The sequence below is a fragment of the Pseudomonas sp. IT-P395 genome (assembly GCF_949767675.1).
Lineage (GTDB): Bacteria > Pseudomonadota > Gammaproteobacteria > Pseudomonadales > Pseudomonadaceae > Aquipseudomonas.
Genome location: NZ_CATKPW010000008.1, coordinates 96,085 through 119,736 on the forward strand (window position 1 = coordinate 96,085; position 23,652 = coordinate 119,736).

The window sequence follows — 23,652 nt, forward strand, 5'->3', positions numbered from 1 at the left end:
ATGAACAACATGGAAATTCAAAAGCAGTTGGAAGAGGGGCTGCGCGATGCCCAGGTAGCTTATTATCTCCACCTCGAAGTGTCTGCAAACCCCAAAACGGAAGTCAAGACTGCCGAAGCGCTTTACGATCACTGTTTGCTCGATGCACTCATTAGCAACGATGTTTCGGCGACGCCGGTCAGCTTTGCCATCTCCAGCCTTCAGCATCACATCGAACTGATTTTTACTCGCCGTTCGTCCGGTTATTCAAAGAGCGAGGAGCAGCGCTCTTACTGGCACAATGTTTTGAGTCATTACCCGACTTGGGCAGCCCACCAGCAACTGATGTATTTCCCTTCGCTTTATCTTGATCCAGCATTGCGGGTCGATAAAAGCGAAAACTTTTGCCAACTGGAAAACGATTTGACACAGGGACGGATCGACTCAGCGACCGCGCAAAAAGCAATACTGGGTTATCTGACCCGGTTTGAAGAAGTGGCGAACCTGAGTATCCTCAATGGTTATATCGATGGTGATGACGTCGACAACGGTGTTCATTATGTGCTGGCCAAATCGCGCTCAGCTGATCGCTATTATTGGCGCTCGCTCGATATGTCGCAGCGGCCAGTGAGGCTCACCGCTGAGGGAGCCGAGAAACTCAAGCGCCCTGATCCTCTAGCCTGGAGTCAATGGGAAAAAGCAGATGTTCCGATTTCACAAAATGCCATTCAACATACCATTCGGCCCGTTTGGTTCAACAATCGACTATATGTATTCTGGGCAGAGAGTCACCATCAGCATCCTGACCAGCTTACGGATAAAAACCCAAGAGGACAAAGCAACCCACAACTTAAACTTATTTATGCGTGGCGAAAAATCGACGGCACCTGGAGTCTGCCAAAAACATGTCTCGAGGGCTTTTTCCAAGGTTACCCGAACACAAAAACCGAGGATTTTAATAAACGTGTCTCGATCTACGCTTATGAACAAGATAATCAGATCGTATTAGGCCTGACGCTGGGTGACGTTAGCCTGACTGGCCATATCGATAAGAACTTTTTTGTTAAAGCAACGGATATAAGCACCTTTACCAAAGCACAAACAGAGAAATTGAAGGCCCTTTTAGAGGCCGTCAACCCTCGACGCGTAATGACGAAAAACAATGAAAACACTTACTGGGATATCGTTGATGAAGACTCATCGCAACTATTGAAACGTACCGTTCAACCGGATGAAACGACTCTATCCCATGAGAACATGATCAGTCTCGACACCGGTTTCGCCGCCGAAATGATTCGCCGCGCGGAAAACAGTCTGGACGAACTGTTCAACCTCGACTCACCGACATCCGAACTGTCCGCGCCAGGTTCAGCCCACACGAGGGATAAGGCGCTGGATTTTCATGGCGCTTACGGACAGTACTTCACAGAACTGTTTTTGTACGTCCCATGGCTGCTCGCGAGTCGCTTGAATGCCGAGCACCGCTACGAAGAAGCGATAAAATGGGTCAGTTACCTCTTCGACCCTTGGGGCCAGGATAACAATGGCCAGCAACAACTCTGGAAATCAGAACCCCTGAATCCTGTCGAAGAGCCTTCCTATGCGCATAAAAATCCCTACGACCCGCATCAGATTGCGCTCAGCCATCGTGTGCATTTTCGCAAGGCGGTGTTTTTTCTCTATATCGACATTCTGCTCAATCGCGCAGACGAGGCTTATCGCCGCCTGACAACCGAGAGTCTTAACCAGGCGAAGTCGCTCTATCTGCAAGCGCGTCATCTGCTTGGCAATCGCCCGGTGATCAACGGGCGGAAAGACCTCTGGAAGCCGATCACACTTGAGACACTGGCAAACGATGACCTGACGGAGATGAAAGAGCTTGAACAGGAGCTCATCAAGAAGGATGGCAACGTCCCGCTGCATCTGAACAGGCAAAAAAACCCGGTACAACTGCAGCTCCCGGCGATCAAACATCTGCGTATTCCATTCCATCCGGATTTACTCAAGCGTTGGGATCAGGTGGACAGTCGCCTGTATAACTTGAGGCATGGTCTGGACATCGCCGGTAAACGCCAGTCCGTTCGCTTGTTCGAATCGCCTCAAGACCCACGCACGCTGTTGCTGACAGCCAACGCCGGTGGCCAGAGCGGCACGCCTTCGGCCCTTGCCTCGACGCAAATCCCGCATTACCGCTTCAATGTGATGCATGGACAGGCGTTGAGCGCCGTTGACAGTCTGATTCAGTTCGGCTTTACGCTCCTCTCACTGATCGAGCGTCAGGAACAATCGCAATTTCAGGAAGTGCAGCAACAGCAAGCCTGGGCGCAGGCATCGCTGGCGGTTGACTTACAGACACAGGCATTGCGCGGCGAACAGCAGAATCTCAAAGCGTTGCAGGTGGGCAAAGCGATCGTGCAGCAGCGGTTTGAGCATTTTGAAACGTTGCTCAAACAGGACCTCAGTGCCGAGGAGGCCAATGCCAGTCAGTTGTACTTGCGCAGCGGTGTAGCCGAACAACTAGCTTTAGCCTCACAGGCAGGTGCCGGTGCCCTGATGCTGGCGCCGAACACTTTCGGCCTGGCCAATGGCGGCATGCGTTGGGAGGGCGCATTGCATGCCTTGAGCGCCATCGCCCAAGGGGGAGCGGCCGCTGACCGAACGGCCGCCAGCCACCTGGATCGTACGGCACAATTCACCCGGCGCCGTGAAGAATGGACACTTGCGCGTGATCAAGCCGCACTGGAGCTGACCCAGATCGACGCCCAGTTGAAATCGCAGGAGGAACAGCAGAAAGCCACAGAGCTATTGATGCGTCAGGCGCAAACAACTTTGTCCCAGGCCAAGAGCAACTACGACTTCCTCAGCACGCGCTTCTCCCAGGCACAGTTGTATCAGTGGCTTGGCACTCAACTCGCCCCTATCTACAGTCAGGCTTACGACATGACCCTGGTACTGTGCAAGGCCGCCGAGGCAGCCTGGCAGTACGAGATTGCCGATTTCAGCACAGTCTTCCTGCCGCATGGCACGTGGCAAAATTCCCGGCGTGGGCTTGGAGCCGGGGAGCCGCTAAAGCTGGCCTTGATGAAAATGCATGCAGACTACTTGCAACGCAATTGCAGGGAACTGGAGATTCGCAAAACGGTATCGTTGCGTCAGCTCAAAGCCGCCAGCAATGAGGACTGGAGCAAAGTCCTGAGTGATTTCAAATCCACGGGCAAGTGCAATTTCGCCTTTACAAAAAACCTGTTCGAGCAGGATTACAAAAAGCACTATCTGCGCCGGATCAAAACCATCAGCGTTTCCTTCCCGGCAGTTCTCGCGCCGTATGAAAACGTTCGGGCGACCCTGATGCAGCTCTCCAGCGAAGTCCAGCTGACATCCGCACCGGGCTCGCCAGCCCTGAAAAACCAACGAGTCAACGAAATGATCGCGCTGTCGACCGGCGTTGACGATAACGGCCTGTTCACTCTTAATTTCAACGACGAGCGCTACCTGCCATTCGAATTCACCGGCGCCATTTCCAGTTGGAGTCTGTGCCTTTCCAATCAAGAAGAGCGCACGACTTTCATCGACTCGCTGACTGACGTGCTTGTTCACATCAGCTACACGGCCAGGTCGACGGGAGGCCAGCAATGAGTCGCCCTGAGTCCGTTTCCATCTATATTCCGGCGCTGCCCAAGGGTGGTGGTGCCATTCAAAGCGTGGGTAAAGGCTGGGGGCCTGTAGGACCGACCGGCGCTTCCAGTTTCCAGTTGGCGTTGCCGATCTCGACGGGGCGCGGGTTTGACCCGGCCATGACGCTGGGTTATTCGAGCTCGGCAGGCAACGGCGTGTTCGGCATCGGATGGAATCTGCCGACACCGGCAGTGACCCGCGTGACCGGCAAAGGGGCGCCCACTTACACCAGCGAAGACGAAGTTGCCGGCCCGGACGGCGTCGAGTGGTATCCGGCGCAGTCGAGCCGACACGACAAGTACAATAATCTTGATCTGAAAAAAAGCTACACGGTAACGCGCTATCTGGCTCGAGTGGAAAGCGCTTTCGACCGGATTGAACACTGGTCTACCGACGATGACCCCGCCGGTTTCTGGCTGGTTCATGCCGCCGATGGCACCCTTCACCTGTTCGGCCGCCAGGCCATTGCACGACGGGCCGACCCTGCGGATCTACAGCACGTCGGCGAATGGCTGCTGCAAGAAAGCGTCAACGCTTCAGGCGAGCACATCTACTATGAATATCAGGCCGACGTTGCTGCTGGTAAAGCGACGGCACAGCGTTATCTGAGCCGTGTCTGCTACGGCAACGAAAAATCTCAGCAACACCTGTATCTGTGGCATCCGAAGCGTCTGGAGTCCGTGCGCTGGCATTTTGAACTGGTATTGGACTACGGCGGACGCGATACCGGGTACTCGCAAAAACCCGGATATGTCGCTGGCAATGCAGTCCATCGCGAAGATGAAGTTCTCAATTACGCTTACGGGTTTGAGTTGCGCACGAAGCGCTTGTGCCGGCAGATTCTGATGTTCCATTGGTTCCCCACCGAACTGGGAGACGACCCGCAGCTAGTCAGGCGCCTGCTGCTCGACTATCAGCAAACCGAGGCGGGTTACCATTTGCTGTCAGCCGCCCATCAGCAGGCATTCGACGCGGCGCCCGAGCCCGAAAGCCATCCGCCTGTTGAATTCAGCTACAGCGAATTCAATTTGCAACCATCGGCCTCTGCCTGGACATCCTTCAGCCAGATGCCCACGGTCGAGAGCCACCGCATGGAGTGGGTCGACCTGTATGGCGAAGGCTTGCCAGGGTTGCTCTACCGACACCAAGACCACTGGCGTTACCGTGAGCCGTTACGCGGCAAGCCGAACACCGACCACGTCGTGTACGGCGACGGGCAGCTTCTGCCCGCCCTGCCAACGCTGAACAATGCATCCCGGCAATCGCTGTCCGACCTGACCGGCAACGGGCGTCTGGACTGGGTCATTGCGCAACCGGCCATGAGCGGTTTTTTCTCCATGTCGCCGAATCGGTCGTGGACCGACTTCAACGCTTTCAATGCGTTTCCTCTGGACTTCTTCAACAACAAGGCCCTTCAGGCCGATCTGATGGGCGAAGGCTTGGCCGATCTGGCAATGATCGGGCCACGCAGCGTCCGGCTGTACGCCAACCAGAGGAGTGACGGGTTCAGCCCTGCACATGAAGTCGCCCGCTCCGATGACGAAGATAACCTTCCGATTTTCAGCGATTCGAAGCAGGAGCTGGTCGCGTTCAGCGATCTGCTTGGCAGCGGCCAGCAGCATCTGGTGCGCATCCGTCACGATGAAATCAAGGTGTGGCCGAACCTTGGTCGCGGGCGTTTTGGCACGGGCCGGGTTTTAACCTGGCCCGGTCTAGCGCGCGAAACTTTCGACGCTTCGCGCATTCGTCTTGCGGATCTGGACGGTTCGGGCGCGGCAGACCTGATTTACCTGACAGCCGAACGCGCGCTGATTTTCATCAATCGCGCCGGCCACGGCTTCGATTCAGCAGTGACGTTGACCTGGCCCGAGACTTGGCGCTTCGACGATCTGTCCCGTGTCGATCTGGTCGACACCCGTGGTCTGGGCTGCTCCAGTCTGGTGCTCCATGCGCCCCGAAACTCCCCACATCACTGGCGCTATGACTTCGTCCAGCACAAGCCCTACCTGCTGACCACCTCAAACAACAACATGGGGCAGTCCACGAGCATTGTTTACCGCAGTTCCGCGCAGGAATGGCTGGACGAAAAAACCGAGCGCATGAAGGGGAAAAAGGTCGACCTGACCTGCCACTTGCCCTTTGCCTTGCATCTGGTCAGGAGCCAGACGCAACGGGATGAAATCACTGAAAATCAGCTGACTCGACGCTTCAACTATCGCCAGGGCTACTACGACAGCAAGGAGCGGCAACTGCGCGGATTTGGGCTGCTGATCGAAAGCAGCAGCGAACGCTTGTCCAGTGCCGACTTCATGCCGCCGAGCAGAACCCGCCAGTGGTTTCATACCGGCCAGCCAAGCGAGCCATCTCGCCGCGGCTATGACACATCCGACAAACACGCGCGCCCCTTGGGCAATGTCTATGTGAGTCGGTATCAGGACGCAAAAGACCTCGCCGTCGAAGCGACCGATGAAGCCACCCGCCGGGCGATTGCCAGGGCCCTGTGCGGGCGCCTGCTGCGGCGCGAGGTCTTTGATCTCGGCGCAGGGTCGAAATTGCGCAAGCTGCTGCAGGTTGAAGAACACCGTTATCACGTCCGTCTGCTGACACCACAACAGGTTGCGCGAGACCACGTCCGTGTACTGCCTCTGGAACTCGAATCGATTAATTACAACTACGACGGCTTCGTTGCAGATCCGCAATGCCTGCACACGATCAATGCCCGCCGGGACCGGTTCGGTGCCGTAGAGCAGAGTTTCCAGATCCATTACGCGCGACGCATGACCGCCAGTGACACCGCCCCCTTCGATCAAATCCATGAAAGCGACTGGTGGAAAGACGCTCATGATCCGGCGCAACAGCGCTTCTACATCAGTGAGCACTGTGCCGAATACATTCATCTCAGCGATGATCAGGGCTGGCGTCTCGGCCTGCCATGGCGCCAGCGCAGCCAGGCATACGAAGCAGGTAAGTCAACGGCAGTCGATGGGTTGAACCCAAGTGACATCAATTACGAAAAGTTCGCGAAATGGCTTGTCGACTCTGGCGTTGCGAAGACGGGAGTGTTGACCGGATTGTCTGTACAACGCTATCAAAACGCCCGGAGCGGCCTGGTATTGCCCGACGGCGTGGCTGAATTCGCCGGCATTGGCGCCTACGTCGAAACAGCTGAATTTGATCAATCAGCCCTGCGTGCCTTCGATACCCTGGCGCCCGATCTTCGGCCAGACGACGCGTTGCTGAGCCGTTTTGGCTATGAGCGCATGAGCGACTGGCTCGCGCCCGCCGGGGCGCAAAACAAGTTCTGGTCGGTCAAAAGCGGCTTCGTGAGCGTGGCCTCAGGAAAAGGCTTCCATAAACCTGAGTCCCTGCAAGCCACCGCACTCCAGGGTCGGGTGACCGTAGAGCATGATGCGTATCACTGCTGTGTGCTCGCCATTCGTCAGGAGGATGGCTGCACCACCCAGGCCAGATACGATTACCGTGTCATGGCACCAACGCAAATCACCGACGCCAATGGCAACATCAATGAAGTGCTGGTGAACCCTTTCGGTCAGGTACTGGCCAGCAGTGTGCATGGAACCGAGCAGGGCCGACCGGTCGGATTCGCCAGGCTGAGCAGCTACCGACGACCGGACTCGCTGACACCGTCGAGCGCAATTGCCGATCCGCAGGGCGCACTGCAGAACGCCGCAAGTATCGCAGCCTACGATGTGTTCAGCTGGATGGGCCGCATTAAAGAAAACGCACGGCGCGATATCGAATGGCTGAAGCGCTGCGTAGCACAAGGTCTTCTGTTACCCGACGGCCACATCTGCACACGCGCCCGCGAACTTGCCGCCAGTGGCGCTCGGCTGAGCGGTGATGCGCAACAGCTTGCAGCACTGATTAAGCAGGCACATCGCGAGCCCGTGCACACAGCCTTGTTGAGTGCGGACCGTTATCCCGACGATCAGCAGCAGATCCATATTTCCCTGAGCTGCCTTGATGGCTTCGGGCGGGAGTTGCAAAGCAAACAAAAGGTCGATCCGGGACTGGCATACCTCGTCGGCGACGACAACAGACTCGTCCTCGTTAACGACGTCGCGCACGAAAGCGCCACCACCACACGCTGGTGCGTCACCGGCAGGCAGGAATACAACAACAAGGGCCTGCCAATCCGCATCTATCGACCGTACTTCGCCGATCGTCACTGCTACGTCAAGGACACGTCGATGCGCACACTGGACCATTACGACCTTCAGCATTACGACGCACTGGGCAGACCGACCGAAACATTTCTGGCAAAACAGGGCGCGATTTCATACCTGCGTCGCCACCGTTATCACCCTTGGTATTCAGTCATGGAAGACGAGAACGACACCCTTGAAGAAGTCATGTCCGCCGCCTCGAAAGGAGTGCAAGCATGAGCGCCCGCCTGCACAACAAGACACCTGACGTCAGCGTCATCGACAGCCGTGGACTGATGGTGCGCCACATCGCTTATTACCGCAGCAGTGAATCGGAGGTACCCGCAACCCCCAGGGTCACGCGGCATACCTACGACACTGCCGGACACCTGATCGAGCAGTGGGATGCCAGACAGGACGCACGAAAACTCGTGCCTAATCGCACGATGTCCTACTCGCTGGCCGGCACGCCATTGGGCGTGGTTTGTGCCGATTCCGGATGGAGCCTGTCACTGGCTCAGGCCACCGGCCAGACTGGCAGGCGTTGGGATCAACGCGGCAACCTCTGGAACATGGAATATGATCGCCAGTTACGCCCGGTGAGGGTCGATGAACAATCGCCCGGTCAAGCCATGCGCGTTGCCGAACGCTTTACCTATGGCGACAGCTCTGTCGACTCGGCACAGCGCAATTGCTGCGCCCGACTGGTGCGTCACGATGACAGTGCGGGCACGCTGTCGAACAATGCCTATGCGCTGTGCGGAGAACCGTCCGACCAGACACGGCAACTGTTAATCGCTGCACAATTGCCCGACTGGCCAGACACCGTCGAAAAACGTGACGCCCTGCTTGAGGATCGACGCCATACCACACATTGGCAGTACGACAGCAGCGGTACGATGCTCAAACAAACCGATGCGAAAGGCCACACCCAACGCTACAGCTTCAATGTCGCCGGGCAGCTCAAAACGCTGCACCTGAAGATCGCCGACCAGCCCGCAGAACGCCTGATCATCAGCGACATCGAGTACAACGCGTTTGGGCAGATCCAGTCCCAACGGGCCGCAAACGGCGTGCTCAACCGCGCGAAGTACGATATGGCCAGCGGTCGTCTCTGTGAGCTGAATGCCTCGAAGGCTGGCCGGGTCCTGCAGGATTTGCAGTATGTCTTCGACGCGGTGGGCAACGTTTTATCCATTACCGACAAGGCTCAGCCCGCCAGCTTCGCGAACAATCAACAGGTAGAGGCCGTCAGCCGCTTCACGTATGACAGCCTTTACCAATTGACCAGCGCCACCGGCCGCGAGGCACAGGCAGCAATCACCCAGCCGAAACTGGTGCCCGCTGCCAGCATGACCATTGCGGTCGGAGAGTTGTTCAATTACACCCAGCATTTTGATTACGACACAGGGGGCAATCTGACGACCTTGCGCCATGTTCGCGATGGCAATCAATACACGAGAAACCTCAACATTGCCGAAGACAGCAATCGTCTTGTTGCCTGGAATCAGGGCGACTCGGCCACCGGCACCGCCACAGGCTCGGATGACCACGGTAACCTGCTGACCTTGCAGCCCGGTCAGCCGCTGCAATGGAATGCCTTGAACCAATTGGCTGGCGTGACACTGGTCAGCCGTGCCAACGGCGTCAATGACGAGGAACGCTACACCTATGATGGCAGCGGCCAGCGGGTGCGCAAATCCCGCACGTTTCACGGCGGGACGCTCACCCATCGCGATGAGGTGGTTTATCTGCCGGGACTGGAATTGCGTTCGCAGAACAAGCAGCGTCTGGAAGTCATTACTCTGCAGGCCGGTCGATGCAACATCCGTTATCTGCACTGGGCTGAGGGCAAACCTGCAGCCATCGGCTCCCGCCAGCAACTGCGCTATAGCCTGGACGAACCCTGTGGATCTTGCATGCTGGAACTTGATGACGACGCAAATCTGATCAGCCAGGAAGCGTACTACCCCTTTGGCGGCACGGCCTGGAGCGCCGCGCGGTCAGTAATCGAGGCGCAATACACAACGGTGCGCTACTCGGGCAAGGAACGCGACAGCAGCGGCCTGTATTACTACGGCCACCGTTACTACGCCCCTTGGTTGCAACGCTGGATCAGCGCGGACCCCGCCGGAACCGTCGACGGCTTGAACCTGTTTTGCATGGTGGGCAACAACCCGATCAGATATAGCGATCAGGGCGGCTTGCAGAAGTACGAATCGTTAAACCATCTGGACATTCCAGCCAGCGCGATTGAAAGAGCCCCTCTCGCTCATTTGATAGATCAACCGAACAGTTCCTACGGCAGGTTTTCGGCAAAAACCCGGTGGCTGACCGGCACGCCAGACGAAAATGCCATGCCCGAGCCCAAGGCTAAAGCCAAACCCAGAAGAAGAGCGCATAAGCGATCCGAGTCTGACCCTGGCCCGCCCAGCGGAAAAAACCTGAAAAAGTACATCGCACATGCCAGTTACGTCATGCGCGGCAATTCTTCAGAGATGGTCGCCTTCCATAACTTTCAAGGCAGCCCATCGGGAAACAATATTTTTCCAGGCATTAACTCATACCCGACAGAAAGACCCCGGGAATTTCAAGTTCCAACTATGGAAGGCGCTAAGAAGAAGGAGGAAGACAGGATAGACAGTGACTTTCTGCCCCCGGGTGATTTGGGTACGTATACCGTGGCGTCGAGAAGACGATTCAAGAAGGGCCTGCGTGAAGAATACAGACGCAACGGGGTATTTCTGCATCCCGAAACAATGAAACTGATCATGAATCATGTTCGGGCACATCCCGAAATCCCGATCCGCGCAGGCATTGCCGGCTTGCATGCTGACGTGCAGACCGTCAACGACATTGCCAATAAATTACCTCTCAGGGACGGAAAATTCGATTCGAGGGGCTTCAAACGAGCGTTGTCCGACAGCGTCGTTTTTGTACAAAAACTGACTAACCCTGGACTCAATCAGGACTTTCCGGCCTGTGGCAACTGCACCGGCATCATTCCTGACATTGTTACTGTTGCCACCGGCATCCTGCCGTTAGGGCGCCATGCCGGGGCCTCTCGCCGAAGGCATATTTCCGGTTAATGCCAGAACGTCCTGTACCGGTTCCTACGATGGCGCGGGGCGTCTCGGCAGCAGCGGGCAAGATTCGTCTGCCCGCTGCGACTTACAACGTCAAACAAGCCGCTCACACCATCTCTTCACGAATCCATTCAACCACCGACGTGCGCTTCGGCGCCCAGCCCAACAGTTCGCGGGCGTGTTTGCCGCGTACGCGGCTGTTGGAGCCGAGGCCATAGTTGGCCATTTCGTAGCCCCATTCGGCTTCGGCGTCTTTCAACGGCCAGTCTTGTGGTTGACCCAGGTTCAGGGCTTCGGCCATGGCGGTGGTCATGTCGATAAACGACGCTTCGCCGCTCTCGACGAAGTAGAAAGTGCCCGGGACGTTCTTGGTCAGCGCCAGCAAGTACAGGGCGACGACGTCTTCAATGTGCACGTTGGACCAGATGTTCTGGCCAGTGCCGACGTGGCGCACTACGCCGCTTTTGCGTGCTTGTTTGAGCAGTCGCGGTAATTGCACGCTGTCACGATTGACGCCCAGGCTGTGGCCGTAAATCAGCGTGTTGCAGATGACGGCGGAATTCACGCCGTGCTTTGCCGCCGCGAGAATAAGGTTGTCGATGGCCACACGCGCGGCTTTGTCGACGGTCGGCTCTGGCAGGTTGTCTTCGTAGTAGATGACGTCACTGGATTTGCCGCCCGACGCATCACCAACGATGCTCGAACCGCTGGTGTGCAGGAACACTTTGTTGGAACCGCGCAAGGCATCGAGCAACGCTTCGACTGCGCCGCGATGATCGCTGCTGGCGGCGTTGATCACCGCGTCGGCAGCGCGGGCCTGTTCGGCGAGCAGTGTTTTGTCGTCGAGAGTGCCGATGACCGGGGTGATCCCGATGGCTTTCAGCTCTTCAGCCTGTTCGGCGCTACGCACCAGGCCTGTGACTTTGTGCCCGGCCTTGACCAGACCGGTAGCGATCGAGCCGCCGATAAAACCGGCAGCGCCGGTGACGAATACGTTCATGGAGAAACTCCCTGCGTGAGTAAGTGATGGGACGAGTATCGGCCCGCGAACCGAAGGGAAAAACCCGCCCCCGCCCAATTCACTCTTGCGCAGAGGTCACGAATCAGCCCTTGAAATCAGCGCTGGCGTAGGCGGCGAGTTTGCTCTGGATAAAATCGAGGAAGCATTGAATGCGCAACGCCAGTTGCGAGTTACGGTAGTACACGGCGTTGATCGGCTGGCGATAACCGCTGTTGAATTCACCGAGCAGGACTTTCAGGCGCCCGGCCCGAATGTCATCGATGGTCATGAAGTGCGACAGACAGGCGATGCCCTGACCTTCCAGCGCCAGGTGGCGCACGGTCTCGCCGCTGGAGGCGCTGATCGCTGGGGTGATTGGCCAGCGGTCGCCGTGCACATAGCGCAGCGGCCATTGGTTGAGGCCTTCGTTCTGGGTGAAGCCGAGCAAGGTGTGTTCGCTCAAGTCTGCGACTTGCTGCGGCGCGCCGTGCTTTTCCAGATAGGCCGGGCTGGCGACGATCAGCAGCGGACTGCAGCCGAGCGAGCGCGCGTGCAGCGTCGAATCGGCGAGAGTGCCGATGCGGATGGCGACGTCGGTGCTTTGTTCCAGCAGGTCAATGATCAGGTCGTTGCTGTTGAGTTCGAGCTGGATGTCCGGATAGAGGCGGCGGAATTCGTCGATATACGGGACAACCGCGTGGAGCATGAACGGTGATGCGGCATTGATCCGCAAGCGCCCGGACGGGGTTTGCTGACGTGATGACAGACGTTCTTCGAGTTGATCCATCTGATCGAGAATCAACTTGGCCTGTTCGAAGAAATACTTGCCCTCCTCGGTCAGGTCCATGCGCCGCGTGGTGCGGTTGATCAGCGTGGTGTCGAGCTTGGCTTCCAGCTTCGACAACGTGCGGCTGACCGCCGACGGCGTTTGCCCGACTTGCTCGGCGGCGGCGGAGATCGAACCGCACTCGATCACGCAGACGAAAATCTGCAACTCATCGGATCTGGCTTTCACGGGTGTCCTCTTTGAGATCGCCAAGATCGCAGATGACTGCAACTCTCTGTAGGAGCTGCCGCAGGCTGCGATCTTTTGCTGTTACCACCGATAGTAGCCCGAAACCATTCAGGCCTTGAGACCAAACACCTCGGTCAAATGCTGCTCATAACGCGCCACATCAGCCTCAATGTTCGGCCGCTTCATCACGTCCACACACAAAAAGGTCGGCAACCCGGTCATGCCCAAAAATTCATTGGCCTTGTGAAACGGGAAGTACACCGCATCCACGCCTTTGGCTTCAAAGAAGTCAGTCGGGTCATCGAACGCTTGCTGCGGTGCATTCCAGGTCAGCGACAGCATGTACTGCTTGCCCTGAATCAGGCCACCGCTGCCGTATTTCTGCGACGCGTCGGAACGGGTGCGGCCATCGCTGGCGTAGAGGCTGCCGTGGCCTTCGGTGAAGACTTCGTCGAGGTACTTTTTCACCGTCCAGGGTGCGCCCATCCACCAGCCTGGCATCTGATAAATGATCACGTCGGCCCAGAGAAATTTCGCCACCTCTTCGGCAGCGTCGTAGCCCTCGTCGATGAAGGTGGTTTTGACGTCGACACCGCCGCGATCGAGCACGCTCAGTGCAGCCTCGTGCAGGGTGGTGTTGTAGCGACCGTCGGAGTGAGCAAATTTTTTACCGCCATTGAGCAACAGCACTTTTTTCATGAGAAAGCCTCGGCGCAGCCATTGGGCTGGGTGGAGAAGAGAAATGGGAATGGCGGCAGATTAACGATCCGCCTCGCGCGGAATAAGCCGGTTTTGCGCAAAATACATTTGATCAAAAAGCACGAATCGAATGCCGATTGTTGCCATAGCATTTGCGGCCATCAGAATTTGAGGAGTTGCTGCGATGAGTGAACGCCAGGGTTTTATCCTGCACGCCAAGACCCGCCCGGAAAAAGCCGAAGCCTTCGAGACGCTGTTCCGCGCCTACGTTGAGCCAAGTCGCGCCGAGCCGGGCTGCATCGAGTACCACATGCTGCGCGACAAGGAAGACCCAACGCTGTTCATCTTCTACGAGATCTGGGCGTCGCAGGCGCACCTGGATGTGCATTCGAATCTGCCGCACATGAAGGCGTTTTTTGAACGGCGCATGGATTATCTGGAGCGTGATTTTGATATCCGCCAGATCGAGATGCTCAGCGAAGCCTCGGCTAACCGCTGATCAACAAATGGGCGCCGAGCGCGCCCAGACCGATAAAGAACACCCGCTTGAACAGCACGGCGCTGATGCGTTCGCGCAGCCATTGACCAAGCAACATGCCGAGAATGGCCGGGATCAGCGCCAGCAGCGAAGCGCTTAGTTCGCCGCCACCGAGCGCGCCACGCCAGAGCAATCCAGCGGCCAATGCCAACGTCGAAACGGTGAATGACAGGCCCAGCGCCTGCACCAGTTGATCGCGATTCAAGCCAAGCGCTTGCAGGTATGGCACCGCCGGAATCACGAACACGCCGGTGGCTGAGGTGATGACGCCCGTGATCAAACCGCACGCCGGGCCGAGCCAGGTTTCATGACGCGGCTGGATGCGCAGTGTTGGCAGAAACAAGCCACTCAACGCATAGAGCAACAGCGCCGCGCCCAACCCGCGCACCAGCCAATGCCCGCCCGCCATACCGATCGATAACGTGCCGATTGCGGTGCCGAAGAAGATCATCAGCAACATCGGCCACAGGCGTTTGATCAATCCTTTCAGATGACCGCCGAATGCCAGTTGCCAGACATTGGTCAGGGTTGCCGGGATGATCAGCAACGCGGCTGCCTGCGACGGCGCCATAGCCAGACCGAGCAGCCCCATGGCAACGGTCGGCAGGCCGAGGCCGATCACGCCTTTGATCAGGCCGGCGAGGATGAAGGTCATGATGACCAGCATGGACAGGGCCAGGCCGAGGTGCTGGTAGAAATCTGTGAGTGTGTGCATGGCGCTACTCTGCGCCAGTCGGGGTTGGCTGAAAATCTGCCATATACTGAGGCTGCCTCTCTCCTGACAAGAGGCTGATATTTTTTTGAAGCTGTTGGCCTCATCGCTGGCAAGCCAGCTCCCACAGTTTTTTTGTTGTTCACACATTTTGAGATCAACACTGAAACCTGTGGGAGCTGGCTTGCCAGCGATGGGGCCAGCCCAGACACCACAAAAACCAGAGGCTGCCAATCATGCACTTCGACCTCACCGACCTGCGCCTCTACCTGCACATCCTCGACACCGGCAACATCACCGCCGGCGCCGCCCGCAGCCATCTCTCGCTGGCAGCCGCCAGCGCCAGAATCCGCGCCATGGAAGCCTCACTCGGCACCGATTTCCTCGAGCGCGGCCGCCGTGGCGTCACGCCGACGCCGGCCGGCAAAGCCCTCGCCCAACACGCGCGCATCCTTCTGCAACAAGCCGAACGCCTGCAGCAGGATCTGGCCGACTATGCCCAAGGCGTCAAAGGTCAGGTGCGCTTGCTATGCAACACCACAGCGATCACCGAATACCTGCCGGAAGTACTCGCGGACTTTCTGCGCGATCATCCCAATCTCGACATCGACTTGCAGGAGCTGCCCAGCGCGCGCATCACCCACGCCTTGCGCCAAGGCGCGGCGGACCTCGGGATCGTCTCCGATGCGGTCGACACCCATGGCCTGCAAACCCGGCCCTTTCGCGACGATCCATTGGTACTGATCCTGCCCCCTGACCATGCTCTGGCGAGTCGGCCGTCACTGACGTTTGGTGAAACCCTGGCGCACGACTATGTCGCGCTTGGCAGCCACAGCGCGCTGGCGATTCACCTGGAGGAACAAGCGCTGCACATCGGCCAGCGCATGTCGATCCGGATCCGCGCCGATGGCTTCGAGGGGGTCATGCGCATGGTGGCGCGAGGTGCGGGGCTGGCCATCGTGCCCAAGGTGGCCATCGAGCGCTGGGCGGCGGTGCACTCGGTAACGTGCCGGCCGCTGGACGAAGTCTGGGCGCATCGCACCTTGCAACTGTGCGCACGCGACTTCGACAACCTGCCCGGTTACGCCCGGGCCTTGTTTGATGCGCTGGTGCCTTGACTCTACCGCTAGGGGCAGACTCTATCCTGTGCGCTTCATTTCAGGAGTACACACAATGAGCAAACGAATGCTCGTGATACTGGGTCACCCCTCCACCGACAGCTTTTGCGGGGCATTGAGTGAAACCTATGTTCAGGCCGCCAAAGACGCCGGGCATGACGTGCGGTTGCTGCGTCTGGATGCGCTGGAGTTCGACCCGGTCCTGCACGAAGGCTACAACAAGGTGCAGCCACTGGAGCCGGACCTGCTGCAAGCGCAGGCCGATATCACCTGGGCCGAGCACCTGACATTTGTCTATCCGATCTGGTGGGGCGGGATTCCGGCACTCTTGAAAGGCTTCGTCGACCGGATTTTCCTGCCGGGTTTCGCCTTCAAATACCGCGAAGGCAAAGCCTTCCCCGACAAGCTGCTCAAGGGCCGCACCGCGCATTTGCTGGTGACCATGGACACGCCGTACTGGTACTACAAATGGATTTATGGCATGCCCGGGCTGCATCAGATGCGCAAGACCACGCTGGAATTCTGCGGCATCAAGCCCCTGAAGACGCTGACCTTCGGGCCGATCCTCGGCTCCAAGCCAAACCAGCGCGATGCCTGGCTGGAACAGGCGCGCGTGACCGCCGCCGTCTAAGGCTTTCCAGCCGCCTCAGCTGACGGCGCACAAGCCGCCGTCAGTGCCTCTTCGGGCTCCCCTTCACGCGCCCGTCCGTCGCCTGTGCACGTCATTTACGCGCAGTTGCAATTTTCAGATGGTATTGGACATATAATCGCCGCCGATCCGGCATGACGCCTGATCGCGCTAGCTATGTTTGACCATCGAGACGGACCTTTATGTATATCGGCAAAGCCGCCCAGCTGTCGGGCACCACAGTCAAAAGCATTCGCCATTACGAAGAAATCGGCCTGTTGCCCGAGCCCAAGCGTGAAGGCAAATACCGCATCTACAGCCAGCAAAGTGTCGAAGTGTTGACGTTCATCAAGTGCGCCCAGCAACTGGGCTTCAAGCTCAAAGAGCTGCAGGTGATCCTCAACAACTACCGCGGCGACGAATTCCCGTGGGACATGGCACAAAGAGCCATCGCCGAAAAAAAAGCCGAACTGGTAACCCAGATCGGCGATTTGCAGCAATTGCATGATGGCCTCGAGGCGTTTGAACACAACCTCAACGACGCCCGCCAGGAATGCCAGTTCGAACGCATCGCCCGCTATGGCGAAAAAAACCCGGTCAATACACTGAACTGAAAACCCTGCTGCGCCGCATGACCAGAATCGCCTGCCGTCTCAGGGCAGGCGCGACCGTGCGTTGGCAAATCAGCCCGGCACCGGCTCCCCCTCTGTGCGCAGTGCTGGGGCCGGCGCAAGCACCGGCGCAATCGCCGCAAAGAACCACGGCGATACCAGTGTCACCAGGACAATGGTCATTACCCCGCTGGAAAACAGCGCCATCGCCACCAGTGCGCCGAGATCGACAATCGGCTTGAAGTCGGAAAACAGCAGCGCCATAAAACCCACGGAGAAGATCACCACGTTGATCACCGTCGAACGACCAACGCTGTGCATCGCCTGCAAAATGGCCGCGTCGATCTCAATGCCCTGCTGCACCAGCAACTTGATGCGTGACAGCAGGTGCACCGCGTAATCCACCACCCCGACCACCAGGAACGTCACCAGCGTCGTGCCGATGTTCAGCTCGATACCGAACAGGAACATGAAGCCGTAGACCGTCACCGACGTGGTCAGCAAGGTCAACATGCCGAGCACACCGAGGCGCACCGATTTGAGCCAGTACATCATCATCAGCGTAACGACCAGCAAGGCCAGGGAAAAACTCAGCACCTGGCCCTGAGTGATTTCCTGCAGGACGCCCGTCCAGATCAACGGCGTGCCCGCGTGGGTCACCTCCAGGTTCGCCGGTTTGTTCACCAGCAACCAGGCATCGAGGCGATCGAGCATGCCCTGATAGTCGCTGGCGACCGACGAGGTCATGGTGTACAGGGTCAAGGCCTTGGAGAAATCGGCGTTGAGCACGTTGTTCAGGTCGGAACCGCCACCGTTTTCGAACAACATCACATGCTGCTCGATCAGCGAATTGCCCGGCACCTCAAAACGCTCGATCTGCCCGTCGTCATTGACTGATGTCACTTTCTCCACGGCATTCGGCACCCGCAGATACTCCGGGTTCATGTCGTTGAGCACCAGGTTCATGCGCTTGACGTAGGTGGCCAGCGAGTAGCCGTAACTGACGTTCGGTTGCTGCTTGATGAAGTGGTCGAGCTTGTCGATGAACTGCACCACTTCGGTGGTCAGCACGCCGCGTGGTTCTTTGCTGTCGATCGCGATCCAGCCCGGCGCCGTGCCCGCCACTTTGGCGTGGTTGATGAACTGATCGGACACACGAATGTGGCTCTCAGGCTTGAAGTAAGCAATGCCGGAGTCTTCGATATCGACGCGGAAGGTGAACACGGTGGCCAGCGCCAGCAGCGGCAGCATGACCATCAGGATCGGTTTGCGAAAGCGGATCATCCAGGCACAGAACGCGACCAGATACCGCGAGATGATCGATTCCTTGTGCACCTCAGCCTTGGCCTGCTGCGGCTGATCCTTGCCCCAGATGGAGATCCACGCCGGAATCAGCAACAGCGAAATAATCAGCGCCGCCGTCAGGCCGATCGACATGAACACGCCGAAATTGCGGATGCTGACAATGTTGTTGGTGGTGGAAATCATGAACGTGGCGATGGTCGTCACGGTCGTCAACACCACCGGCACCACCATCAAGCGCTGGGTTTCGCGGTTGGCCTCACGATTGCTCTTGCCGGCGTTTTTCTGCTCGTAATATTCGGCCATCACGTGGATGGCGTCCGAGCAGCAAATGGTGAACAGGAACACCGGCAGCACACTGGTCAGCAGGTCGAACGGCACCCGCAACAGCGCCATCAGGCCCAAGGTCCAGATGGTGCAGAACAGAATGTTGAACAGCGGCAACAGCACGCCCAGCGGTTTGCGGAAGAAGAAAATCAGCAGCAAGGTAATCAGCAAAAACACGATCGGGAACAGCACGGCCAGGTCGTGATCGATGATTTCCTGCTGCGCGGCGATGAAGATCGGCATGCCGGCAATGAAGATTTCGTCCTTGTACTCCGGGTGCTCGGCCTGATACTGCGCGACGATGCCGCGCACGATCTGATAAGCCCGCAGTTGCGCCTGAGCGTCGTCCTGCTTGGTGCCGAGTTCGGCCACCAGCATCGCGACTTTCTTGTCTTTGGACACCACCCCGTCGACCATCAACTCGTTACCCATGATCTGCGACTCGACCAGCGCCGGGTCCATGTCATAGGCATTCAGGGTTTTGTGGATCAACAGTTCGCCGTCGTCGGTCAGGACGATGTTTTCCAGATCGCCCATCGAGGCCATTTCGCGAATCGGATTGATCCGTTCGGCGAGAAAGGTCAGGAACAGCTGATCGTGGGAATCCCAGTTCTGGCTCTGAGCATGATCACGCAATGCCTTGGCGTTGGCGTAATCGTTCTGCGAAAAACCACCCTCGAGAATGTCCCGGGTCAACAACTGCGCACGGCTGTCGTCTGGATGCCGGGCGACGATCTGCGCCAACTGCTCCTTGTCGGCATCGTTGGCCAGGATCATCTTGCGCACCGACTGCGACATCGAAAACAACGCGTTGAGTGTTGATTTGTTGAACACCGTTTGCGGGTTGTTCAGCGCCACCATCACCGAGTCGAACGTGCCGGTGAACTCACCCTGCAAATCGATGATGGTCTTGCGCGCCGGGTGGCTTTCCTTGAGCAGATAAGGGTTGGTGTCGGACACCAGCGCGCCCAGCGTATAAGTGAAATACGCCGTAATCGCCACCAGCAGGAAAACAATCGCCCGCGCATAGCGCTCGACGAAATTCAGATATCTTTCCATGATCATGCGGTTCCAGGTCGTCGGGGTCGGCGCTTAGCGGGCAGACACGGCAAAGTCCGGCAGATCACCGGTTTTCAGCCCGCGTTTGATGGCGGTCTGGGTGAAAAGGCGGTCTTCCAGAGAAACGTTGTATTGCAACTGGTTGAAGCGCATTTCCGAACGCGTGCCGTCGATGAAGTGCTCGGTTTCACTGAGCACAATGCTGTCGATCGAATCGATGGTCGCGACTTTCTGCGTGCGCATCTGCTTGATCAGCACACCTTTGACGTCGAAGAAGTCCTGACGCATGACCAGGAAATTCTGCTTGTCGATCCACACCTTCAGCTTGTTGTAACCGGTCTTGGCCAGCACTTCGGGGGAGGCGGGTTCGCGCTCGATCACGTAGCAGTCGCGGCCCTTGATCTGTTCTTCGCCGACGAGTTTCTGCGAGTAGTCCTTGACGCGAATCTTGTCCAGATCGGCGTACGAATACTCACTGCCCATGAACGAGCCACGCTTGTCGGTGGTGGAGATGCGGCGGGTCTGGCGGCTGACCGGCAGGTACATCCACTGGCTGTCTTCCAGGCCGAGGGTTTCGTGCGGGTTTTCGATGTGGAAGGCAACGTCACGCACGTCAGTCGGTGCGGAAAAGTACATGCTGAACTTGTCGCTGTCCGGGTAATCCTTTTGCAGGTAGGTGAACTCGCGAACCCGGGTATTGCCTTTCTTGTCATGCAGGATCAGCGAAACCTGGGACATGAAGCTGTTCCCGTCATTGCGATCGCGTACCTGACGGATGATCTCATCAGCATTGCCAGCCTCGGCGGCACTGGCGCAAGCGCTGCCAAGGATCAAAGCGGCGGCGGTCAGACTTTTCAAAAACGGCAACATGACAACTTCCTTTTCGTTGGATGAATGCACCTGCGCGCAAGAGCGGCAGGCGTGATGGGTCAGAACAGATAACCGGCCGACAGCCGCACTTGGTCGCGCTTGCTGTACTCGCCGAAAGTCTTCTCGGGCTTGCCGAAGAACACGTCCACCTCCAGCCCGAGCTTGATGTAGTCGACCGGTTTGTAGGTGAAGATGCCTTGCAGCAAGGCGTCGTCCTGAAACGGCGGTGAGCCAGCGACCACCAGACGACTCTTGAGGCGGTCCTGCCAATGAGTGCCCTCGGCCGACAGGGTGAACAGCGGTTCGTGTTTGTCCTGCAACATGCCGTCCTGCCAGTCGAGCAACACCTGCTCCTGCCACTGCGCGGAGATCAGCCAGTCGCGCAACAGGTAGTCGACGCCCAGCAGCGACTTGACCATGGGCGTGCTGTCGGCACCGTAGGCGCGGGTCGGATTGGTCACTCGCCAATTGTCGAAATACGCCACCTCGCTGCGTACCACGATGCTGTGCCCGGCGTCGATCGCCAGCCCGGCACCGCCCATGGTGTAACGGGGAAACTGCCGTTCCAGCCGCGTTCGGCCGTCGTCGGCGAGGCCTTCGACCGCGTATACCGGGTCCTGCTGACGCGCGCTCAAGGCAACAAAACTGGTGTCCACCGCGCCGATCCGGCCATTGGCGCTCAGGCCATAGGAATAGCCCTTGTCGCCGTCATAGCCGGGTTTGGAATCGAGCAGGAAATACTGCGGGTCCGGCGTAGCAAACAGTGGCGCGGCAAATTCACTGCCCTCTACCGGCGCCCGGTTTTTCACGAAGTCAGTGATCCACAGCGCCTCCAGTTCCCACTCGCCCACCGGTTGCGCAAAACGCACCATGGGCACGGCGATGCGGCTGTCTTCGAGCAGCGGCGTCAGGCCATCGCGATAGTCCAGCGGGTTGATCTGATCGAGCACGCGCAATTCATCCGCGCGGCCCCAGACTACTTGCTGCCAGCCCACCGTCACCTCTCCGTCACCCAGCGAATGGCCGACGTAGAGGTGCCGCCAATCGGCGTCGAAACGGTACTTGTCCCGCGCCCGCTCGCTGTACGGATTGTTGCCGTCATAGCGCGCGTCATAACGCACGCGGCCCTTGGCCTTGTAGTAACCACCCTCCCAGTTGTTTTCCAGATTGGCCTTGAAATACACGGCTTTCTGCGTGACCTGATCGTCACCGTGCAGACGCACGGCCGTGGCCACGCCGACCTCACCGTCGGCGTAATCGGGCTTGAGATCAGCGACGGTCAATTCGGCCATCGCGCCGGGTGCAGCCATGCACGCCCACACCGCACCCACGATGTGACTGTTGTGAAATCGAGGCATCGCTACATTCCCAACCCGACACCGCCATCGATCACCAGACTCTGCGCGGTGACCCCGCCAGCCTCGGGGCTGGCCAGGTAACGCACCATCGCCGCCACTTCTTCGCTCTGGATGAAACGGCGCATCGGCAGTTTCTTCTTCGCGTTGCGCACGATCTGCTCCTGGGTCAACCCGGCAATCGCCGCTTGCGTCGCCAACTCACCCTGCAACATCGGCGTATCGATCCACGCCGGCAGAATCGCGTTGACGGTGATCTGCCGCGAAGCGAGATCCAGCGCCAGCGCCTTGGTCATGCCGACGATGCCGTGCTTGGAGGCGCAATACGCGGTGTTGCGCACCTTGCCGGCACGGCCGAGGATCGACGACATGTTGATGATTCGCCCACGGTCCGGCATCAGCGCCAGACACAGCGAGGTCACGTAGAACGTGCCGTTGAGGTTGACCGAAATCACCTTGTGCCAGTTGTGCAGGTCTTCCGGCTCGTTCTCGTTGCAGATGCCGGCGCTGTTGACCAGCACATCGACGTATTCGACTTGCGATCCGAGGGTTTTAAAGAACGCTTGCATGGCCGGCAGGTCGGCAATGTTCGCCGCATGGGTTTCGACCCGCGCCTTGATCTGCTCCTGTCGCTCGTCGACCCAGCGCTGCAGTTCGGCCAGATCGAGATCCAGCAGGATCAAGCGATTGTCGGCGTCGGCGGCAAAGTTCTCGGCAACCGCGCGGCCGATGCCTTTGGCCGCACCGGTGATCAGAATGGTCCGGCTCATGGCATTTTCAACCCGCCGTTGACCGACAGGACCTCCCCGGTCAGGTACAAACCGCGATCAGCGAGGTACAGCACCGCTTCGGCAATTTCCTCCGGTTCGGCGTAGCGTTTGATCAGTAGACGCGACTGAATTTCTTCTTCCTGACTGCCGATCAGCGCCGTACTCATCTCGGTCTTGACGATGCCCGGGGCGACCGCGTTGACGCGAATGTTGCGCGGCGCCAGCTCCACCGCCAAGGCACGGGTCAAGGATTCGACCCCGCCCTTGGCAGCGGCATAGTTGCTTTGGCCTTTGCCGGGCTTCTGTGCCGCCACCGAACTGATGTTGACGATGCAACCGCTACGCTGGCGCAACATGCCCGGCACCACCTGCTGACAGCAGAGCATCGTGCCGATCAGGTTGGTCTGGATCACCTCGACCAGGTCGCGCGCTGACATCGTCGCCAGCAAACCATCGCGGGTGATGCCGGCGTTATTGACCAACAGATCGATACGTTGAAAATGCTGATCGACCCGCTCGAAAAACGCCTTGATGCTGTCGCCGCTGCTGACATCGCACTGCAACGCCAGGCAATCGATCCCCGACGCCTGAACCTCATCGCGCAAGGCCATCGCCGCGACTTCATCGCGTACGTAACTGAACGCGATCTGATAACCCGCCCCGGCCAGGGTCTGGACAATCGCCCGACCGATGCCACGACTGCCACCGGTCACCACTGCTACTTTATTCGGCATGACCGTTC

General features: G+C 58.2%; 16 protein-coding genes. 7 read left to right on the top strand and 9 right to left on the bottom strand.

Features of this window, described 5'->3' with window-relative positions:
* The 3 genes from ACM6IN_RS07245 to ACM6IN_RS07255 are packed head-to-tail and all read left to right on the top strand — an operon-like array spanning nucleotide 1 to nucleotide 10,909.
* Nucleotides 1–3,615 carry a neuraminidase-like domain-containing protein gene (locus ACM6IN_RS07245; RefSeq protein ID WP_414915664.1) on the top strand — a complete coding sequence of 1,205 codons (3,615 nt, stop codon included), beginning with the start codon at nucleotides 1–3 and terminating at the stop codon, nucleotides 3,613–3,615.
* On the top strand, nucleotides 3,612–8,060 hold the full coding sequence (locus ACM6IN_RS07250; RefSeq protein WP_414915665.1) for a SpvB/TcaC N-terminal domain-containing protein: 4,449 nt from the start codon (nucleotides 3,612–3,614) through the stop codon (nucleotides 8,058–8,060). The genes ACM6IN_RS07245 and ACM6IN_RS07250 overlap by 4 nt, the downstream gene beginning before the upstream one ends.
* Nucleotides 8,057–10,909 carry an RHS repeat-associated core domain-containing protein gene (locus ACM6IN_RS07255; protein ID WP_414915666.1) on the top strand — a complete coding sequence of 951 codons (2,853 nt, stop codon included), beginning with the start codon at nucleotides 8,057–8,059 and terminating at the stop codon, nucleotides 10,907–10,909. The genes ACM6IN_RS07250 and ACM6IN_RS07255 overlap by 4 nt, the downstream gene beginning before the upstream one ends.
* Before the next feature lie 103 nt (nucleotides 10,910–11,012).
* Here ACM6IN_RS07255 and ACM6IN_RS07260 read toward each other — a convergent pair whose 3' ends face one another.
* The 3 genes from ACM6IN_RS07260 to ACM6IN_RS07270 form a co-directional block, all read right to left on the bottom strand.
* Nucleotides 11,013–11,906 (bottom strand): NAD-dependent epimerase/dehydratase family protein, encoded by an 894-nt coding sequence (locus ACM6IN_RS07260; RefSeq protein ID WP_414915667.1) that lies wholly within the window; start codon nucleotides 11,904–11,906, stop codon nucleotides 11,013–11,015.
* Between the two features lie 103 nt (nucleotides 11,907–12,009).
* The gene (locus tag ACM6IN_RS07265) at nucleotides 12,010–12,921 is read right to left on the bottom strand and encodes a LysR family transcriptional regulator (protein ID WP_095114184.1); all 912 of its coding nucleotides are present in this window, start codon (nucleotides 12,919–12,921) and stop codon (nucleotides 12,010–12,012) included.
* Nucleotides 12,922–13,029: 108 nt separating this feature from the next.
* Nucleotides 13,030–13,620 carry an NAD(P)H-dependent oxidoreductase gene (locus ACM6IN_RS07270; protein ID WP_095114183.1) on the bottom strand — a complete coding sequence of 197 codons (591 nt, stop codon included), beginning with the start codon at nucleotides 13,618–13,620 and terminating at the stop codon, nucleotides 13,030–13,032.
* 184 nt (nucleotides 13,621–13,804) lie between these two features.
* Here ACM6IN_RS07270 and ACM6IN_RS07275 point away from each other — a divergent pair, with 184 nt between their 5' ends.
* Nucleotides 13,805–14,119 carry a putative quinol monooxygenase gene (locus tag ACM6IN_RS07275; protein ID WP_414915668.1) on the top strand — a complete coding sequence of 105 codons (315 nt, stop codon included), beginning with the start codon at nucleotides 13,805–13,807 and terminating at the stop codon, nucleotides 14,117–14,119.
* Here the strand turns inward: ACM6IN_RS07275 and ACM6IN_RS07280 are convergent.
* Nucleotides 14,109–14,873 carry a sulfite exporter TauE/SafE family protein gene (locus tag ACM6IN_RS07280; RefSeq protein ID WP_095114181.1) on the bottom strand — a complete coding sequence of 255 codons (765 nt, stop codon included), beginning with the start codon at nucleotides 14,871–14,873 and terminating at the stop codon, nucleotides 14,109–14,111. The genes ACM6IN_RS07275 and ACM6IN_RS07280 overlap by 11 nt on opposite strands.
* A gap of 233 nt (nucleotides 14,874–15,106) precedes the next feature.
* On the opposite strand from ACM6IN_RS07280, the gene ACM6IN_RS07285 reads away from it, so the two are divergent.
* The 3 genes from ACM6IN_RS07285 (at nucleotide 15,107) to ACM6IN_RS07295 (ending at nucleotide 17,230) form a co-directional block, all read left to right on the top strand.
* Nucleotides 15,107–15,988, top strand: coding sequence for a LysR substrate-binding domain-containing protein (locus tag ACM6IN_RS07285; protein ID WP_414915669.1), 882 nt, complete (start codon nucleotides 15,107–15,109; stop codon nucleotides 15,986–15,988).
* 55 nt (nucleotides 15,989–16,043) lie between these two features.
* A complete protein-coding gene (locus ACM6IN_RS07290) occupies nucleotides 16,044–16,619 on the top strand; it encodes an NAD(P)H-dependent oxidoreductase (protein ID WP_007911589.1) in 576 nt (191 codons plus the stop codon).
* 200 nt (nucleotides 16,620–16,819) lie between these two features.
* Nucleotides 16,820–17,230 (top strand): MerR family transcriptional regulator, encoded by a 411-nt coding sequence (locus ACM6IN_RS07295; protein WP_034154373.1) that lies wholly within the window; start codon nucleotides 16,820–16,822, stop codon nucleotides 17,228–17,230.
* A 69-nt stretch (nucleotides 17,231–17,299) separates the two neighbouring features.
* Here the strand turns inward: ACM6IN_RS07295 and ACM6IN_RS07300 are convergent, their stop codons facing one another.
* Genes ACM6IN_RS07300 through ACM6IN_RS07320 form a run of 5 tightly spaced genes read right to left on the bottom strand, consistent with a single transcriptional unit; the run spans nucleotide 17,300 to nucleotide 23,644 of the window.
* The gene (locus ACM6IN_RS07300) at nucleotides 17,300–19,915 is read right to left on the bottom strand and encodes an efflux RND transporter permease subunit (protein ID WP_414915670.1); all 2,616 of its coding nucleotides are present in this window, start codon (nucleotides 19,913–19,915) and stop codon (nucleotides 17,300–17,302) included.
* Nucleotides 19,916–19,948: 33 nt separating this feature from the next.
* The gene (locus ACM6IN_RS07305) at nucleotides 19,949–20,785 is read right to left on the bottom strand and encodes an outer membrane lipoprotein-sorting protein (RefSeq protein WP_150705838.1); all 837 of its coding nucleotides are present in this window, start codon (nucleotides 20,783–20,785) and stop codon (nucleotides 19,949–19,951) included.
* Nucleotides 20,786–20,844: 59 nt separating this feature from the next.
* Nucleotides 20,845–22,143, bottom strand: coding sequence for a DUF1302 family protein (locus ACM6IN_RS07310; RefSeq protein WP_414915671.1), 1,299 nt, complete (start codon nucleotides 22,141–22,143; stop codon nucleotides 20,845–20,847).
* A gap of 2 nt (nucleotides 22,144–22,145) precedes the next feature.
* Complete coding sequence (locus ACM6IN_RS07315) at nucleotides 22,146–22,910, bottom strand: SDR family NAD(P)-dependent oxidoreductase (RefSeq protein ID WP_077570926.1); 765 nt, start codon at nucleotides 22,908–22,910, stop codon at nucleotides 22,146–22,148.
* The gene (locus ACM6IN_RS07320; RefSeq protein WP_007911596.1) at nucleotides 22,907–23,644 is read right to left on the bottom strand and encodes a 3-oxoacyl-ACP reductase family protein; all 738 of its coding nucleotides are present in this window, start codon (nucleotides 23,642–23,644) and stop codon (nucleotides 22,907–22,909) included. Before ACM6IN_RS07320 ends, ACM6IN_RS07315 begins: the two co-directional genes overlap by 4 nt.
* Between the last annotated feature and the right edge of the window lie 8 nt (nucleotides 23,645–23,652).